The 14,794-nt window shown below is 75.4% G+C and carries 16 protein-coding genes, 1 tRNA gene and 2 pseudogenes; 11 read left to right on the top strand and 8 right to left on the bottom strand.

Annotated elements, in window-relative coordinates:
• Positions 1 to 47 precede the first annotated feature (47 nt).
• Positions 48 to 356 carry a hypothetical protein gene (locus ACWIYF_RS20130; RefSeq protein WP_448624597.1) on the top strand — a complete coding sequence of 103 codons (309 nt, stop codon included), beginning with the start codon at positions 48 to 50 and terminating at the stop codon, positions 354 to 356.
• A gap of 76 nt (positions 357 to 432) precedes the next feature.
• Here the strand turns inward: ACWIYF_RS20130 and ACWIYF_RS20125 are convergent, their stop codons facing one another.
• Positions 433 to 894 carry a YbaK/EbsC family protein gene (locus ACWIYF_RS20125; RefSeq protein ID WP_448624596.1) on the bottom strand — a complete coding sequence of 154 codons (462 nt, stop codon included), beginning with the start codon at positions 892 to 894 and terminating at the stop codon, positions 433 to 435.
• Positions 895 to 1,056: 162 nt separating this feature from the next.
• Between ACWIYF_RS20125 and ACWIYF_RS20120 the strand changes: the two genes are divergently transcribed.
• Positions 1,057 to 2,361 carry an acyl-CoA dehydrogenase family protein gene (locus tag ACWIYF_RS20120; RefSeq protein WP_448624595.1) on the top strand — a complete coding sequence of 435 codons (1,305 nt, stop codon included), beginning with the start codon at positions 1,057 to 1,059 and terminating at the stop codon, positions 2,359 to 2,361.
• Here the strand turns inward: ACWIYF_RS20120 and ACWIYF_RS20115 are convergent.
• From ACWIYF_RS20115 to ACWIYF_RS20105, 3 genes are read right to left on the bottom strand one after another with little or no spacing between them, the layout of a single operon-like run.
• Positions 2,351 to 3,316, bottom strand: coding sequence for a zinc-binding dehydrogenase (locus ACWIYF_RS20115; protein WP_448624594.1), 966 nt, complete (start codon positions 3,314 to 3,316; stop codon positions 2,351 to 2,353). The two genes, ACWIYF_RS20120 and ACWIYF_RS20115, sit on opposite strands and share 11 nt — an antisense overlap.
• A 9-nt stretch (positions 3,317 to 3,325) precedes the next feature.
• Positions 3,326 to 4,333, bottom strand: coding sequence for a selenide, water dikinase SelD (gene selD / locus ACWIYF_RS20110; RefSeq protein ID WP_448624593.1), 1,008 nt, complete (start codon positions 4,331 to 4,333; stop codon positions 3,326 to 3,328).
• Between the two features lie 21 nt (positions 4,334 to 4,354).
• Entirely contained in the window at positions 4,355 to 4,936 is a 582-nt protein-coding gene (locus tag ACWIYF_RS20105) for a helix-turn-helix transcriptional regulator (RefSeq protein ID WP_448624592.1), read from the bottom strand.
• Positions 4,937 to 4,997: 61 nt separating this feature from the next.
• On the opposite strand from ACWIYF_RS20105, the gene ACWIYF_RS20100 reads away from it, so the two are divergent.
• The 6 genes from ACWIYF_RS20100 (at position 4,998) to ACWIYF_RS20075 (ending at position 10,536) form a co-directional block, all read left to right on the top strand.
• Positions 4,998 to 5,093: transfer RNA gene (locus ACWIYF_RS20100), tRNA-OTHER, on the top strand.
• Between the two features lie 82 nt (positions 5,094 to 5,175).
• A complete protein-coding gene (locus tag ACWIYF_RS20095; RefSeq protein ID WP_448624591.1) occupies positions 5,176 to 5,661 on the top strand; it encodes an ABC transporter substrate-binding protein in 486 nt (161 codons plus the stop codon).
• On the top strand, positions 5,662 to 6,849 hold the full coding sequence (locus ACWIYF_RS20090) for an ABC transporter substrate-binding protein (protein WP_448624590.1): 1,188 nt from the start codon (positions 5,662 to 5,664) through the stop codon (positions 6,847 to 6,849). It abuts the gene before it with no gap.
• 28 nt (positions 6,850 to 6,877) lie between these two features.
• The gene (gene selA / locus ACWIYF_RS20085; protein WP_448624589.1) at positions 6,878 to 8,194 is read left to right on the top strand and encodes an L-seryl-tRNA(Sec) selenium transferase; all 1,317 of its coding nucleotides are present in this window, start codon (positions 6,878 to 6,880) and stop codon (positions 8,192 to 8,194) included.
• Positions 8,185 to 9,930 (top strand): selenocysteine-specific translation elongation factor, encoded by a 1,746-nt coding sequence (gene selB, locus ACWIYF_RS20080; protein ID WP_448624588.1) that lies wholly within the window; start codon positions 8,185 to 8,187, stop codon positions 9,928 to 9,930. The genes selA and selB overlap by 10 nt, the downstream gene beginning before the upstream one ends.
• A gap of 45 nt (positions 9,931 to 9,975) precedes the next feature.
• The gene (locus tag ACWIYF_RS20075) at positions 9,976 to 10,536 is read left to right on the top strand and encodes a mycothiol transferase (RefSeq protein ID WP_448624587.1); all 561 of its coding nucleotides are present in this window, start codon (positions 9,976 to 9,978) and stop codon (positions 10,534 to 10,536) included.
• Between the two features lie 165 nt (positions 10,537 to 10,701).
• Here ACWIYF_RS20075 and ACWIYF_RS20070 read toward each other — a convergent pair.
• A pseudogene (locus tag ACWIYF_RS20070) lies at positions 10,702 to 10,878 on the bottom strand (WYL domain-containing protein); the annotation flags it as partial.
• Between the two features lie 251 nt (positions 10,879 to 11,129).
• Positions 11,130 to 11,357, bottom strand: a pseudogene (locus tag ACWIYF_RS20065) (helix-turn-helix domain-containing protein); the annotation flags it as partial.
• Between ACWIYF_RS20065 and ACWIYF_RS20060 the strand changes: the two are divergent.
• Positions 11,356 to 11,655, top strand: coding sequence for a DUF1905 domain-containing protein (locus ACWIYF_RS20060; protein ID WP_448624586.1), 300 nt, complete (start codon positions 11,356 to 11,358; stop codon positions 11,653 to 11,655). The pseudogene ACWIYF_RS20065 and the gene ACWIYF_RS20060 sit on opposite strands and share 2 nt — an antisense overlap.
• A 7-nt stretch (positions 11,656 to 11,662) precedes the next feature.
• On the opposite strand, the gene ACWIYF_RS20055 is transcribed toward ACWIYF_RS20060, so the two are convergent.
• On the bottom strand, positions 11,663 to 11,818 hold the full coding sequence (locus tag ACWIYF_RS20055; protein WP_448624585.1) for a hypothetical protein: 156 nt from the start codon (positions 11,816 to 11,818) through the stop codon (positions 11,663 to 11,665).
• A 102-nt stretch (positions 11,819 to 11,920) separates the two neighbouring features.
• On the bottom strand, positions 11,921 to 12,691 hold the full coding sequence (locus ACWIYF_RS20050) for an enoyl-CoA hydratase-related protein (RefSeq protein WP_448624584.1): 771 nt from the start codon (positions 12,689 to 12,691) through the stop codon (positions 11,921 to 11,923).
• A gap of 37 nt (positions 12,692 to 12,728) precedes the next feature.
• On the opposite strand from ACWIYF_RS20050, the gene hemW reads away from it, so the two are divergent.
• Together hemW and ACWIYF_RS20040 are read left to right on the top strand one after the other, a co-directional pair.
• A complete protein-coding gene (gene hemW, locus ACWIYF_RS20045; RefSeq protein ID WP_448624583.1) occupies positions 12,729 to 13,916 on the top strand; it encodes a radical SAM family heme chaperone HemW in 1,188 nt (395 codons plus the stop codon).
• Between the two features lie 12 nt (positions 13,917 to 13,928).
• Complete coding sequence (locus ACWIYF_RS20040; protein WP_448624582.1) at positions 13,929 to 14,789, top strand: oxygenase MpaB family protein; 861 nt, start codon at positions 13,929 to 13,931, stop codon at positions 14,787 to 14,789.
• Positions 14,790 to 14,794: the final 5 nt, after the last annotated feature.

The following is a 14,794-nucleotide window of genomic DNA, read 5'->3' as shown; positions in this document are numbered from 1 at the left end:
CCCGGCGGCACCGCCGGGCCGGGGCCGACTCCTGAGCGGAGGTCGTCATGACCTACGGATTCGTCATGGACGTGCCGGCGCCGATCGAGGCGTACGAGGCGATCCACGCCGAGATCGGACGGCGGACGACCGGGCCGGTGGAGGGGCTGCTGCTGCACCTCGGCCGGGCCACGCCCCGCGGCTTCCAGATCATCGAGCTCTGGGAATCCAAGGAGCAGTACGTCCGCTACGACGCCGAGCTCGTCCAGCCGGTCATGGCCGAGATGTCCGCCGGTCAGGCCCCGCCCGGCGAGCCGGTCGTCGAGGAGTTCGAGCCGCGCGGGCTGATCATCCCGAGCGCCGCCCTCGTCTCCTAGGCCATGACCTCGGCCTGACTCCGCGCGCCGGTCCGCTCCTCGCTCGTTCCTCGCTGCGAGGCTCCCGGCGCTGTCGTCAGGCGATCGCCGCCTCCTCGCCGCCGGTCAGCCGCAGCAGGTCGGCGTAGGTCAGCGAGATCATCGTGTGGTGGTCGCCGCCACCGGCCCACAGCACGGAGTACGCGGCGAGGTCGACGTCCACCACGGTGCGCAGCCGTGCCGGGTGGCCGACGGGCGCGACCCCGCCGACCTCCTGGCCGGTGGCGGCGAGGACGAACTGCGGCGTGGCCCGCCGCACCCGCGCGACGCCGATCAGCGCGGCCACCTTGGCGGTGTCCACCCGGTGCGCGCCGCTGGCGAGCACCAGCAGCGGCGCGCCGTCGGCGTCGAAGACCAGGCTGTTGGCGATCGCGCCGATCTCGACGCCGAGCACCGCGGCCGCGGCGGCCGCGGTGGGCACCGGCGTCTCGAAGCGACGGACCTCGGACTCGATCGCCGCCGCCCGCAGCGCCGCGACCACTCGACTCACCGGACCCATGGCGAGCCAGTCTCCCCGACCGGCCCCGTCCGGCCACGCCGGGATCGGGTACCGCCGAGTCCGGCGCCGTGCTCCTGTCGGCATCGCCCCCGCGGTGACATCGTTCGCCTGCGGGTCGTGCTCGTACCGGCCCGTCCACCCAGGAACGGGAGGAATGGGCAGATGGCCATCGATTTCACGCCGACCGACAGCCAGCGCGAGCTCCGGCAGAATGCGCACGACTTCGCCGAGGCGGTCCTGCGCCCCGTCGGCGAGCGCATCGACCACGCCGCCGACGGGTGGGAGGCGTTCCTCGCCGGCCGGGAGGCCTATCGGGAGATGGCCAAGGCGGGGTTCACCAAGTCGTTCATCCCCACTGAGTACGGCGGCGCCGGGTTCTCGATGCTCGATTTCGCGATCGCGGCCGAAGAGCTCACGCGGGTCGACGTGAACGTGCCGACGACGCTGCTGGCCACCGGGCTGGGCCTGCAGCCGATCATCCAGTACGGCACCGACGAGCAGAAGGAGCGGCTCCTCCGGCCGTTCGCGCTCGACGACCAGGGCGACCTGCTGGCCGCCTACGCCTTCACCGATGTCGGCGGCGGTGCCAACTTCGACTCACCGGACCCGGACGGCGGCATGCAGACCCTGGCCCGCCGCGAGGGCGACGAGTGGGTCATCACCGGCCAGAAGCACTACACGACCAACGGCACCGGCTGGGACCGCACCGGGTGCCGCCTTTACACGGTGGTGTGCCGGACGGACCCGGCACAGGGCGCCGACGAGTCTCTGGCCGTCATCGCGGTCCCCGGGGACGTGCCCGGGATCACCGTGGTCGACGTCTACGACAAGGTCGGCCACCGGGGCGTGGTGACCCCGCGGGTCGACTTCACCGAGGTGCGGGTGCCGCTGGACAACCTCATCGGGCAGCCGGGGCGGCGCGGGAAGGAGATCGTCTCCGGGGCGTTCAGCTGGACCGCCGCACTGATCGGCGCCGCCTGCGTGGGAACCATGCGGGCCGCGTTCGAGTACGCGCTGGAGTTCGCGCGCACGGAGCAGCGGCTGGGCACCGTTCCGGTCATCGAGCACCAGAACGTCGGCTTCATGCTCGCCGACGTCAAGATGCGCATCGAGGCGTGCCGGTACCTGACCTGGAAGGCCTGTCACGACTTCGACCGCACCCGGGGGCGTGCGGAGGAGCTGCCGATCATGACCAAGGTGTTCTGCTCGGAGACGGCGGTCAGCGCCATCTACGACTGCATGCAGGTGACCGGGGTCGCCAGCTACACGCGGGACATGACTCCCCTGGAGCGCCTCATGCGGGACGCGATGGTCTTCCCGCTCTACGACGGCGGGAACCGGGGCGTGCGCCGGCGGCAGCTGCACGACATCCTCCGCCAGCCCGGCTACGACTCCATGCTCGCGGCGCGCGGTGAGGTCCCGCCCTGGCGACAGGAGGCGGGAGTGCTCGACGCGGTCACAGGGTGAAGACGATCTTGCCGGCCGTCCGTCCCTCGAGCATCCGCTCGAATCCGTCGCGGGCCTCGGTCAGCGGCAGCTCGACGTCGATCTGCGGCCGGATCTCGGTGGTCCGGCACATCTCGATGAGATCCTCGAGCTCCTCGCGGGTGCCCATCGTCGAGCCGATCACCGACAGCTGGGTGAAGAACACCCGGTTCAGCTCCGCGCCCGGGTTGAAGCCGGTGGTCGCGCCGGAGGTCACCAGGACGCCGCCGGGCTTGAGCGACTTGACGCTGTGCGACCAGGTCGCCTCGCCGACGGTCTCCATGACGCCGTCCACCCGCTCGGGCAGCCGGGCGCCGGACTCGAAGGCCTGGTCGGCGCCCAGCCCGAGCGCGGCCTGCCGCTTCTCCTCGCTGCGGCCGGTCACCCAGATCCGGTAGCCGGCGGCCCGGCCGAGCACGATCAGCGCGGTCGCGACGCCGCCGCTGGCGCCCTGCACCAGCACCGTCTGCCCGGGCCGCAGGCCGGACTTCACGAACAGCATCCGGTAGGCGGTCAGCCACGCGGTCGGCAGGCAGGCGGCCTCGGCGAAGGACAGCTCGGCGGGCTTGGGCAGCAGGTTCCGCCTGGGGACGGCGACCTGCTCGGCCATCGTGCCCTGGTGCAGTTCGCTGAACAGCGAGCGCTTCGGGTCCAGGGTCTCGTCACCGGTCCAGCCGGGGCTGGCCACCACACCGTGGACGACGACCTCGTTGCCGTCCTCGTCCAGGCCGGCCGCGTCGGTGCCGAGGATCATCGGCATCCGCTCCTCGGGCAGGCCGACGCCGCGCAGGCTGAACAGGTCGTGGTGGTTCAGCGACACGGCCTTGACCCGCACCGTCGTCCAGCCCTCGGGCACCTCGGGCTCGGGGCGCTCACCGACCTCGAGGACGGAGAGCGGGTCCTTCGGGGCGGGCTTCGAGACGAAGGCAGCGAGCATGCTCGGAAGCTAACGGATGATCACCAGCGCGTCCTGGCGGGGGACGAACTCGCCGATCACCGGGGCGCCGGGGAGCTCGCCGGCGAGCAGCAGCCCGCCCGAGGTCTGCGCGTCGGCCAGCAGCAGCGCCTCGCCCTCGTCGACCGCCGACAGGTCGGTGTGCGGCCGGACCCAGTCGAGGTTGCGCCGGGTGCCGCCGGAGACGAACCCGTCGGCCAGCGCCCGGCGCGCGCCCGGCAGGTAGGGCACGGCGGCGGCGTCCACCACCACGGTGACCCCGCTGGCCCGCGCCATCTTGTAGAGGTGGCCGAGCAGGCCGAAGCCGGTCACGTCGGTGCCCGCGAGGATGCCCGCGGCGACGGCGGCCCGGCCGGCGTCGCGGTTGAGGGCGGTCATCGAGGCGATCGCCTCCTCGGACACCTCGCCGGTCTGCTTCAGCCGGCTGTTCAGGACGCCGACCCCGAGCGGCTTGGTCAGCGTCAGCGGCGTCCCGGCGACCGCGGCGTCGTTGCGGATGATCCGGTCGACGTCCACGACCCCGGTGACGGCCATCCCGTACTTGGGCTCGGGGTCGTCGATCGAGTGCCCGCCGCCGACGTGGCAGCCGGCCTCCTGGGCGATCTCCAGCCCGCCGCGCAGCACTTCGGCGGCCAGCTCGGCCGGCAGCACGTCGCGCGGCCAGCCGAGCAGGTTCACCGCGACGACCGGCGTGCCGCCCATCGCGTAGACGTCCGACATCGCATTGGCCGCGGCGATCCGGCCGAAGGTGTACGCGTCGTCGACGACCGGCGTGAAGAAGTCCGTGGTCAGGACCAGGCCCTGGCCACCGGCGATCCGCACCACCGCCGCGTCGTCGCCGTCGTCCAGACCGACCACGAGCTCGGCGGCGGGGTCGGCCGGGCCGGTGGCGGTCAGCCCGGCCACCACCGACTCCAGCTCCCCGGGCGGGATCTTGCAGGCGCAGCCGCCACCGTGCGCGTACTGGGTGAGCCGCACGGTGGCGGGAGCGCTGGTCATGCCCGCGAATCTAGGCGCGGCTCACGCCTTTCCGCCCGGCAGCACCACCAGCCCCCGGCGCGGGTCGGCCGGGGCCGGACGGCGGCCCAGCGCCCGCCCGGCGGGGTGGGTATCGGAGGGGGCGCCGAAGAGCGCCGGGTCGCGGCGCGGCGCCGTCTCGGTGGTGAGCTCGACGCTGTCGATGCGGTCCGCCCGGAACCACCGCGGCGCCTGGCGCTCCCGGCACCAGCCGACCAGGAACCAGTGGTCGTGGCTGAGGGCCAGCAGGTGCGGCTCGACCTCGCGCCGGCTCAGCTGCCCCTTGCCGTCGCGGTAGCGGAGAACCACCACCCGCCGCCGCTCGACCGCCTGCTCGACGACCGTCCGCAGCTCCGCCGAGCGGCCCGCCTCCGCGCTCACCCAGAGGCTGGTGGCCAGCAACTGCGCGCGCTTGCCCGCGTCGGGCTCGAGGACGCCGAGCACCTTCTCCAGCGCGCCCCGGCCGGCCTCGGCGTACGGGCCGTCGGGCTGGGCGGCGAGGGCGACCGCGATGGCCGCCGCCTCCTCGGGCGTGAGCGTGACCGGGGGCAGCGTCGCGCTGGGGCGGTGCTCGGTGCGGGCCATGCCGGGATGGTCGCGGGGACCACCGACAGTTTTCGCGTCGTCCGCACGTAGGCTGCCCGGCGGAGGCGTCAGGGTGTCTGGTGGCCCCCGCGGCCTCTAAAGCCGACGTGACCGAGCAGCTCGGTCAGGCGGGTTCGATTCCCGTCCGCCTCCGCCAACAGACTCCCGGCGCGAAGCCGGTTGTGCGCTACCGTTCCCCTGTGATGTGACCTGGCTCACATCACTCGGGAGGCCGAGACATGAGCGCACCCACGGACCCGGTCGGCACCCTCCACGTGGTCGACCCCTCACCCCTCAACTGGCTGTTCATCACCTGGAACACCATGGAGGAGCCGATCCGGATCGACGAGGCCGGCCGGACCGTCTTCTCCCTGGCCGAGTCGGCCGAGTGGCTCGACGAGCGCACCCTCGAGCTCCGGCTGCGCCGCGGCGTGCGGTTCCAGGACGGCGAGCACCTCACGGCGCACAGCGTCAAGCAGAACTTCGACGAGATGCAGCGCTGGGCGGCGCCGCACCCGCCGGGCACCTGGCTGAACTTCCCCGCGCCGGCGTCCACCGCCGAGGTGGTCGACGACGCGACGATCCGCTTCCACCTCCCCGGCCCGGACGGGCTCGCCGTCGGCAAGCTCCGCGGCTTCCACGTCGCGAGCTCGGCGTTCTGGCACGGCAAGGACGCCCCCGGCTTCGGCTACAAGAAGTTCGGCTCGGGCGAGGGGCACTGGTAGGTGATCGACGAGCCGGGCCCGTGGGGCACCGGTCCGTTCACCCTGGTCCAGGGTGCGTCGTCGATCACCACCCGCGCCGCGATCATGAGCGCCGACCCGTTCCGGGCGGCCTGGCTCATCGAGAGCGAGCAGCGCGACCCGCAGGTCGTGCTGGAGGCCAACCTCGACCACTGGAACCGCGCGGCCCGCGGCCCCCGCGTCGAGCGCGTGGTGTTCCGCAACGACCTCGCGCCGGACGAGGCGCTGCGCCTGGTCTGCGACGCCGAGGGCGAGGTCGACATCCTCACCGAGGTCTCACCGGCCGACGCGCAGCGGGTGCTCGACTCCGCGCACGCCCGGCTGGTGGTCTGCGACGCCAACCGGGTGCTGGTCGGGATCCTCAACCGCGGCAGCGACGCCCCGCTGCACGACGTCGAGGTGCGGCGGGCGCTGAACCTGGCCGTCGACCGCGAGGCCGTCGTCGGCCAGGCCTTCGGCGGCTACGCGTCGGTGATCCCGGCCCTGACCCCGCCCTGGTGCAGCGGCTTCCCGGCGGGGGCGGAGCCCTACCCGTTCGACGCCGTCCGGGCGCGGGAGTCCTTCGCGCGCGCCGGCTGGCCGGCGCGCCGCCCGCTGCGGCTGGCCACGCCCGAGCCGTTCGCCGGGATCGCGCACCTGCTCGCGGCGAGCATCCGCTCCGCCCTGGACCTGATGGTCGAGGTCGTGGTGGTGCCGACCGAGGCGCTGCCGGTCGGGGCACGGGCGCTGGTGGAGAAGAAGCTGGAGCTGCCCTGGGACGTGCTCCTGCACCCCTGGTTCGACCTCTCCTCCGAGGCGCCCCCGGCGGCGGTGCACCGCGAGTTCTTCGGCCTCGACGGCGCCTTCCGCGCCGGCCCGCCGCTGCCGGAGTTCGACGCGCTGTTCGACGAGATGAAGGTGCAGCTGGACCCGGCCCGGCTGGTGGAGGTGGCCGAGCGGATCGACGCCTACGTGCACGACCAGGCGCTGGCGCTGTTCCTCTGCGCGCCGCAGGCCCTGTACGCGGTCAACGAGCACGTGACCTTCGCGCCGTACAAGACCACCTTCGAGCTCGCGGAGGTCACCGTCGACGGGCAGCACTGGTCGGTGGCCGGTCCGGACGCCGGGACGGCGCGGCGGACGGCGGCCGGCGGGCCGACGTTCGCGGGGGCGTCGGGGAACGCCTGCTGAGCGCCGGGGCGCCTACGCTGCGGGTCTGATGATCACGGACCCCCGCCGGCAGGTGCCCCGCACCGACGCCCTGCTCGCCGACCCGGCCCTGGCCGCCGCGGCCGACCGGCTCGGCCGTGCGCTGGTCAAGAGCGCCGTCCAGGGGGTGCAGCAGCGCATCCGGGACGGCGAGCTGCCGGCCGGCGACGCCGTGCCCGCCGTCCTCGCCGCGTTGCCGGCGACCGCGGGCAGCCTGCGGCCGGTCCTGAACGCCACCGGCGTCCTCGTGCACACCAACCTGGGGCGGGCGCCGCTGTCGCCGGCCGCGGTCGCGGCGATGACCGCGGCCGCCGGCACCACCGACGTCGAGCTCGACCTTGCCACCGGCCGCCGCGGGCCCCGCGGGGAGGGGGCGCTCGCGGCGCTGCTGGCCGCCGTCCCCGCCGCCGAGGCGGCGCTCGTGATCAACAACTGCGCGGCCGCGCTGGCCCTCGTCGCGACCGCCCTCGGCCAGGGCCGCGAGCTCGTGCTGGCCCGCGGCGAGCTGGTCGAGATCGGCGACGGCTTCCGGATCCCCGAGCTGCTCGCCAGCACCGGCGCCCGCCTGCGCGAGGTCGGGACGACGAACCGGGTCACGCTCGCCGACTACACCGGCGCGCTCGGTCCGGACACCGGCGCCGTCCTCAAGGTGCACCCGTCGAACTTCGTCGTCCGCGGGTTCACCCGGTCGGTCGAGGTCGCCGAGCTGGCCCCGGCGCTGGCCGGCACCGGCGTCCCGCTGGTCGCCGACGTCGGCTCCGGGCTGCTCGCGCCCGATCCGGTGCTGCCGGACGAGCCGGACCTGCAGTCGACCCTCGCCGCCGGCGCGGACCTGGTGCTGGCCAGCGGCGACAAGCTGCTCGGCGGGCCGCAGGCCGGGCTGGTCCTCGGCCAGGAAGATCTGGTCCGGCGGCTGCGCCGGCACCCGCTGTACCGGGCGCTGCGGGTGGACAAGACCACCCTCGCCGCGCTGGAGGCGACGCTGCGCGGGCCGGTGCCGCCGGTGCGCGAGATGCTCGCCGCCGACGTCGGGACCCTGCGCGCCCGCGCCCGCGCGCTGGCCGGGCGGTTCGCCGCGGCCGGGCTCGACGCCCGGGTGGTGGACACCGAGGCGCGGGTCGGCGGGGGAGGGGCGCCCGAGCAGCCGCTGCCGAGCGCCGGCGTCTCGCTGCCGCCGGAGTTCGCCGAGCCGCTGCGGCGGGGCCGGCCGCCGGTGGTCGGCTACGTCGAGGCCGGGCGCACCCTGCTCGACCTGCGCAGCCTGCTCCCGGAGGACGACGAGGCGCTCGCCGCGGGGGTGCTGGAGGTGGCCCGCCGGTGGACGTGATCGCCACCGCGGGGCACGTCGACCACGGCAAGTCCGCGCTGGTGCGGGCGCTCACCGGTGTGGATCCCGACCGGTGGGAGGAGGAGCGCCGCCGCGGGCTGACCATCGACCTCGGCTTCGCCTGGACGACGCTGCCGTCGGGCCGCCGGCTCGCGATCGTCGACGTCCCCGGCCACGAACGCTTCCTGGGCAACATGCTCGCCGGCGTCGGGTCGGTCCCCGCGGCGCTGGTCGTGGTCGCCGCCGACGACGGCTGGTCGGCGCAGACCACGGAGCACGTCGCCGTCCTCGACGCGCTCGGCGTCCGGCACGCGCTGCTCGCCGTCACCAAGGCCGACCTCGCCGACCCGGCGCCGGTGCTGGCCGACGCCCGCGAGCGGCTGGCGAAGACCTCGATGGGGGAGGTGCCCGGGGTCGCGGTCAGCGCGGTCACCGGAGCCGGAGTCCCAGAGGTGGCCGCCGCGCTGGAGGGCCTGCTCGCCGGGCTGCCGGCGCCGGACCCCGCCGCGCCCGTGCGGCTGTGGATCGACCGGGCGTTCACCATCCGCGGGGCGGGCACCGTCGTCACCGGCACCCTGGCGGCGGGCGGCGTGGCGCCGGGGGACCGGCTGGAGCTGGCCGGCCGCGAGGTCACCGTCCGCGGGGTGCACTCGCTGGGCGAGCCGGTGCAGCGGGCCACCGCGACCGCCAGGGTGGCGCTGAACCTGCGCGGCGTGGCGGTCGAGGAGCTCTCCCGGGGGGACGCGCTGCTGACCCCCGGCGCGTTCCGCCGCACCGCGCTGGTCGACGTGACCCTCGACGCGGTGCCGGAGGAGCGGCTGCCCGCCGAACCGGTGCTGCACGTCGGCTCGGCGACCGTGGCCGCCCGGCTGCGCCCGCTCGGCGGCACGGCGCTGCGGCTGCGGCTGGCCGCACCGCTGCCGCTGCGGATCGGCGACCGGGTGCTGCTGCGCGACCCCGGCACGCGCCGCGTGCTCGGCGCCGACGTGCGCGACGTCGACCCGCCGGAGCTGCGCCGCCGCGGTGCGGCCCGCCGGCGCGGCGACGAGCTGGCCGCGCGGGCGCCGGGCACGGCGGGCGCCGCGGAGGACCTCGCCCGCCGGCGCGTGGTCCGGGCCGCCGACTTCGCCGCGATGGGCTGGCCGGAGCCGGCGGACGCGGTCCGGATCGGCCCGTGGCTGCTGGCCGGGCACCTGCCGGACGCGCTGGCCGCGCGGCTGCCCGCCCTGGTGGCCGACTGGCGGCGGCAGCACCCGCTGGAGCCGGGCCCGCCGGTCGAGGTGGTCCGCCGGCAGCTGGAGCTGCCCGACGCCGAGCTGGTGGCCGCCGTCGTCCGCCGGCCGCTGGCGTTCCGCGACGGGCGTGTGGTCGCCGCCGACGCCGGGCTTCCGGCGCACGTGCAGCGCGCGGTCGACGCGATCCGGGGCCGCCTGGCCCGGGAGCCGTTCGCCGCCCCGGAGGCCGGCGAGCTCGCTGCCGCCGGGCTCGGCCCGCGGGAGCTGGCGGCCGCGGTGCGCAGCGGGCAACTGGTGCGCATCGCCGACGGGATCTACCTCGCGCCGGGGGTGGACGCCGAGGCGCGGACCCGCCTCGCCGCGCTGCCGCAGCCGTTCACGCTCAGCCAGGCCCGCCAGGCGTGGGGCACCAGCCGCCGCGTCGCCGTCCCCCTGGCGGAGTGGCTCGACGCCCGTGGCGTGACCGAACGGCTGCCGGACGCCGGCCGGCGGCTGCGCTGACCTACCGGACGCCGATCGTCCGCAATGCGCCCTAGCGTGCCGCCCATGACCGACAGCGACACGCCCTGGGAACCGCCGCTCGCCGGCACGGAGGTCGAGCACCTGCTCGGCGCGCTGGACCGGCTGCGCACCACCTTCCGCTGGAAGGCCGACGACCTCGAGGCCGCCGGGCTGCAGGCCCGCGTCGGCGCGTCGAGCCTGACCCTCGGCGGGCTGCTCAAGCACCTCGCCGCGGTGGAGGACGACATCTTCACCCGGCGGCTGACCGGCGAGCCGATGGGCCCGCCGTGGGAGGACCTGGCGGACTGGGAGACCACTCTCGTCGCCGACGTCCCGCCGGCCGAGCTGTACGCGCTCTGGGACGACGCGGTCGAGCGGTCCCGGAAGCGGCTGGCCGCCGCGCTCGATCGCGGCGGGCTCGACCAACCCGTCCGCCTGGCCGCGCCCGACGGCCGGCACGCGAGCCTGCGCCGGCTGCTCTGCGACCTGATCGAGGAGTACGGCCGGCACACGGGGCACGCCGACCTGCTGCGCGAGGTGGTGGACGGCCGCGTCGGCGAGGACCCGCCGCCCGGGTGGCGGCCGGTCAGCCCTCGGCGGCCCTGACCAGCCGCTGCCCGACCACGCGGGCGGCCTGCTGCAGCTCGGGGCACCGCACGATCCGGTACGTCGCGGGCAGCGCCGCGAGCTGCTCGGCGTACCACGCCGGAGCAGCGCGACCGGGTCGAGGTCCGCCGGCGGGGCGGCGGGCGAGTCGAGCACCGCGACGCTCCGCACTCGGTCGACGCGGTAGGCGGCCCCGGCCCCGGCCGCGTGCGAGTGGCAGAGCAGGTACCAGCGGCCGTGGCGGACGACGACCGCCCACGGGTCCACCTCGGCGTCCCACTCCGTCCCGGCCTCGGAGCGGTAGCGCAGCCGAATCCGGCGCTGCTCCGAGCAGGCCTGCACGAGTGCGCTCGTGGTGCCGGGTCGGGGCGGGCCGCGGCCCGGTCCGGAGCGGGTGCCGTGCTCCGCCGGACCGCCTCGGCCTGCGCGGCGACCGGAGCCGGGAGCGCCTGCAGGATCTTCGCCAGCGCGCTGCCGACCGGATCGGCGGCGTCGTGGTGGCCGTCGAGCACGGCCATCACCAGGCCGAGCGCCTCGTCGGCCGTGAAGACCAGCGGCGGCAGCCGCAGCCCACGGCCGGCGCGGTAGCCGCCGTACGGCCCCCGCACCGACTCGATCGGGATGCCGGCCTCCCGCAGGACGGCCACGTACCGCCGGGCGGCGCGCGCCGAGACGCCGAGCGCGTCGGCGGTGATCCCCGGCCGGCCCTGGATCAGCTCGAGGACCCTCAGCGCCCGGGCCGTCGGGCTCGTCTCGGCGCGCACCGCACCCCGCCATTCCGGACGCCGTGCGTTCGGAACCGACCGTACTGTGCGCGCCATGGACCTGCAGTTCAGCGGCGACGTCTCGCACTGGCGCGGGCCTGCCCCGTTCTACTTCGTCACCGTGCCCGAGGACGACTGCGGCCGGCTGCACGAGGTCGCGTCGGCGGTGACCTACGGCTGGGGCATGATCCCGGTCCGGGCCCGGATCGGCGGCACCGAGTGGGGGACGTCCCTGTTCCCCAAGGACGGCGCGTACGTCGTCCCGCTGAAGGTCGCGGTGCGCCGGGCCGAGGGGATCGACGAGGGCGACACCGTCACGGTCGAGCTGGACGTGGAGGACCGCCGCTGGCGCTGAGCGCCGGTCAGATGCCGCCGGCGCTGCGCAGGAGGCGCTCGCGCTCCTCGGTCTCCTCGTCCCGCTCGGGACGGGCGGACACGTCCACCGTCTCGACCATGTCCTCGGGCCGCACCGGCTCGGGCAGCTGCCGGAAGCGGTTCTTGTCGGCCTGGTGGCTCATGTGGACAGCGTGCGCAGGTTTTCCCGTGCGGCACCAGTGCCGCTGCGATGCTTGTGCTCTGAGTGCGATGGCACTCAGAGCACAAGCGTGCCGGGAACAGGGTCAGTCGGCGGCGGGCACCCAGCGGGCGGGGCGCTTCTCGCGGAACGCGGCGATGCCCTCCTGCCCCTCCTCACTGGCGAAGAAGCGGGCGGAGAGCTCCAGCAGGTCGTCGAAGGCCAGCGGCGGGGCGCCGGCGCGCAGCAGCCGCTTGGTCTCGGCCAGCGCGGCCGGGGCGCCCGCGGCCAGCGCGGTCACCTGGCCGGCCACCACCCCGGACACGTCGTCGTCGGGGGCGACCAGGTCGACCAGCCCGCCGGTCGCCGCGGTCGCCGCGTCGAAGACCTCGCCGGTGAGCATGAGCCGGTGGGCGACGTGCGGCTGCATCCGCGGCAGCACCACCGCCGAGATCACCGCCGGCACGATGCCCAGCCGGACCTCGCTGAAGGCGAACGTCGCCGAGGCGGCGGCCACGACGACGTCGCACGCGGCCAGCAGGCCGACCCCGCCGGCGCGCGCCGGGCCGCGGACGGCGGCCAGCACCGGCTTCGGCGAGGACCACAGGGCCTGCAGGATCTCCGGGAACTCCCGCACGCCCTGCTGCTGCGCGCCCCCGCCGGCGGCCTCGGACAGGTCCATGCCCGAGCAGAACACCCGGCCGGTGTGGTCCAGGACGACCACCCGCACCGCGTCGTCGGCGAGCGCGTCGGCCAGCGCCGAGCGCAGCCGCGCGCGCATCGCGCGGGACAGCGCGTTGCGGTTGGCTGGGGAGTCCAGCGTCAGCGTCGCCACCCCGCGCTCGACAGTGACCTTCAGGACCTCGTCGTCACTCACGCCGTCCGATCCTGCCGGAGAGGCACACTGGGAGCAGATGGACACCTTCGAGCTGCCGGACGCCGCCCGCGACGGCCTGGCCACCACGCCGTTCGGGCTGTACGTGCACGTCCCGTTCTGCGCGACCCGCTGCGGCTACTGCGACTTCAACACCTACACCTCCGAGGAGCTCGGCCCCGGCGCCACCCGCGCCGAGTACGCGGGGACGGCGATCGCCGAGCTGCGCCGGGCCGCGGCCGCCCTGGGCCCCGACCTGCCGACCGTCGAGACCGTCTTCGTCGGCGGCGGCACGCCCACACTGCTGCCCGCCGACGACCTCGCCGCCGTCCTCGCCGAGATCCGCCGGCTGTTCCCGGTCGCCGCCGGCGTCGAGGTGACCACCGAGGCCAACCCGGAGACGGTGACCCCGCAGAGCCTTGCGCGGCTGCGGGAGGGCGGCTTCACCCGGGTCAGCCTCGGCATGCAGTCCGCGGCCGAGCACGTACTCGCGGTGCTGGACCGGCGGCACACCCCCGGCCGCGCGGTGGAGGCGGCCGCCGAGGCCCGCGCCGCCGGGTTCGAGCACGTCAACCTCGACCTCATCTACGGCACGCCCGGCGAGACCGAGGCGGACTGGGCGGCGAGCCTCGACGCCGTCCTCGCCGCGCCGGTGGACCACGTCTCCGCCTACGCGCTCATCGTCGAGGACGGCACCCGGCTGGCCCGGCGGATCCGCCGCGGCGAGCTGCCGATGCCCGACGACGACGTCCTCGCCGACCGCTACGAGCAGGCCGACGCGACCCTGCGCAAGGCCGGCTTCGAGTGGTACGAGGTCAGCAACTGGGCGACGTCGGACGCGGCCCGCTGCCGGCACAACGAGCTGTACTGGGCCAACGCGAACTGGTGGGGCGTCGGGCCGGGCGCGCACAGCCACGTCGGCGGGCTGCGCTGGTGGAACGTCAAGCACCCCGCCGCCTACGCCGAGCGGCTGACCCGGGGCGGGAGCCCGGCGCAGGACAGCGAGCTGCTCGGCGACGCCGACCGCGCGCTGGAGGCGATCATGCTCCGGCTGCGGCTGCGCGACGGACTGCCGCTCACCGCGCTGTCGCCCACCGGCCGCGCCCGCGCCGCGGCCGCCCTCGCCGACGGCCTGCTGGAGCCCGGGCCGCACGCCGCGGGCCGCGCCGTCCTGACCGATCGCGGGCGGCTGCTGGCCGACGCGGTGATCCGCGACCTCACCGACTGACGCACTGCCGACATGGGCCGCCGCTACGCCGTGCGCGACCGGATCGAGCAGCTCGACCCGGTCCGGGACTTCCGCGAGATCTACTGGCTGACCAGCGCCTACGAGTTCCCCTGGGACATGAATCAGGCGCTGTCGTTCGCGCTGTTCCGGACCTACGCAGTGCCCAGCATCGGCAGCCTGCTGGCCAGCACCCGCGAGCTGATCGACCGGGTGCAGAAGCGCTACGACGACACCGTCCTGCTCCTCGAGGCGATCCTCCTGCACGGGCCGACCGAGGGCGACGGGCGGACGGCGCTGCGCCGGATGAACCAGATGCACGGCTTCCACCACGTCGGCCAGGACGACCTGCGCTACGTGCTGTGCACCTTCGTCGTCACGCCGATCCGGTGGCTCGACGAGTACGGCTGGCGCCGGATGAGCGAGACCGAGCGGATCGCCTCGGCCAACTACTACCGCGAGCTCGGCCGGTACATGGGCATCCGGGACATCCCGGAGACCTGGCAGGCGTTCGCCCGGCACCTCGACGCCTACGAACGCGCGCACTTCGCGTACAGCGACGGCGGGCGCCGGGTCGCCGAGGCCACCCTGGAGCTGCTCAACACCTTCCCGCCGAACGACAAGCTGCCCCCGGCCCTGGTGCGGCGGATGTCCTACGCGCTGATGGACGACCCGCTGCTCGACGCGTTCGACTTCCCGCACCCGAACCCGGCCTTCCGGGCGCTGGTCCGGGGCGGGCTGAAGGCCCGCGGCCGGGCGGTCCGGTTCCTCCCGCCGCGCACCGCGCCGCGGTTCGCCCGGGACCTGCCGCAGGTCCGCAGCTACCCCGACGGCTACGACATCGCCGAGCTGGGCACCTTCCCCGTCACCGCTTGACACTT

The sequence above is a fragment of the Geodermatophilus sp. URMC 64 genome (assembly GCF_053502555.1).
The sequence above is the reverse complement of the archived record's forward strand: the minus strand, read 5'-3'. Positions and strand labels throughout refer to the sequence as shown.